Raw genomic sequence first — 1,605 nt, 5'->3', positions numbered from 1 at the left:
GGCACCGGCCGCCGCCTCCCCCGGCGGCGCCTCCTCGCGCGTCCCGGGCCGCGGCACGGTGCTGCGCCACAGTGCCGTGCAGGCCAGCACGGAGGCGGCGACCAGCAGTCCGTTGCGCACCACCAGCAGGGTGACCCCCACCGCGTCGCTGGCCACCACGTGGCCGAAGCCGATGGGGAACTCCAGCAGCGTCACGCCGGTCGCGACCAGCACCAGCACGGCCGGCACCCGCATCCGCCAGGAACGCAGCGTCAGGCAGACCGCGGCGAGGCCGACCAGCCACAGCAGGTACTGCGGGCTGATCACCCGGCTCGTGGTCGTGAACAGCAGCACCGCGGCGAACGCCGCGTCGGCCGTCGTGGTCGGCGTCCACGCCCCGGCCCGCAGCCGCCACCACAGCAGCCAGGCGAACGCCAGCGCGGTCAGCGCCAGGGACCCGGCGGCGACCAGCGACACGTACGGTCCGAGGAACTCCATCGAGCCGTAGTGGAGGCGCACCTCACCCTGCCAACCGAACTGCCGGGCCACGTGCAGCACCAGCGCGCCGAGCGACTCCACCTCCACCCCCCGGTCCCGCTGCGCGGTCAGGAAGTCCAGCGCCCCGGGCATCGTGGCGGTGAACACCGCCGTCAGCAGCAGCCCGGTGGCGAGCGCCGACGTCCAGGTCCGCCGCGTCGTGCGCCCCCGCGCGGTGCCCACCAGCAGCAGCGCCGGCCACACCTTCAGCAGCGCGCCGAACGCCGCCAGCGCACCCGCCGTCCGCGGATGCCGGACAGCCGCCAGCAGCGCGGCCACCGCCACCGCCGTCACCATCACGTCGTACCTGGCGTAAGCAGTCGGCCCCAGGAGCGGCACCCCGGCCAGCCACACCCAGGCGCCCACCGGGCTGCGCGACGGGCCCCGGCCGGCGAGCAGCAGCGCCGCGAACACCGCGGCGTCGGTGAGCAGCGCCAGCACGAAGAAGGCCGCCGGGTACGACAGGAAGGGCAGCAGGCCGGGGGAGAGCACCGGCAGCGCCGCCGCGGGCGGGTACTGCCACGTCACGTCATCCTGCGGGAAGCTGCCGGTCCGCAGCACCTCGTACCAGCCCTGGTAGATGACCGACACGTCGGTGGTGACGTCGGGCCCCGGCACGGTGAGCACCTGGAAGACGCACAGCAGGAGCAGGATCCGGGTGAGGGCCCAGGCCGCGCAGGCCGTCCAGGCGGTGGGGGTCGAACGCATGACCCGACCGTACGCCGACGGCGGGCCCACCCGGTACTGTCGTCGCCGATGCACCAGACGATGCGCAAGACGCTGATTGTCACCAACGACTTCCCGCCCCGCCCCGGCGGCATCCAGGCGTTCCTGCACAGCATGGCGCTGCGCCTGGACCCGGGCAGGGTGGTCGTCTACGCCTCCACCTGGAACCGCACCGCCGAGGGCCGTGCGGAGACGGCCCGGTTCGACGCCGAACAGCCCTTCCCCGTGGTGCGCGACCGGACGACGATGCTGCTGCCCACCCCGCGGGCCACCCGCCGCGCGGTGGAACTGCTGCGGGAGCACGACTGCACCGCGGTGTGGTTCGGCGCGGCGGCGCCGCTGGGCCTGATGGCACCGGCGCTG

General features: G+C 74.7%; 1 protein-coding gene and 1 pseudogene. One reads left to right on the top strand and one right to left on the bottom strand.

Features of this window, described 5'->3' with window-relative positions; genetic code table 11:
- A partial coding sequence (locus ACYVE9_RS26000) for a glycosyltransferase 87 family protein (RefSeq protein WP_461030341.1) occupies nucleotides 1–1,224 on the bottom strand: 1,224 nt, incomplete at its 3' end.
- A 60-nt stretch (nucleotides 1,225–1,284) separates the two neighbouring features.
- Here ACYVE9_RS26000 and ACYVE9_RS25995 point away from each other — a divergent pair.
- Nucleotides 1,285–1,605: pseudogene (locus tag ACYVE9_RS25995) on the top strand (alpha-(1-2)-phosphatidylinositol mannosyltransferase); the annotation flags it as partial.

The sequence above is a fragment of the Streptomyces sparsus genome, assembly GCF_054776295.1.
Note: the sequence above shows the minus strand (reverse complement) of the source record. Positions and strands in the feature narration are given on the sequence as shown.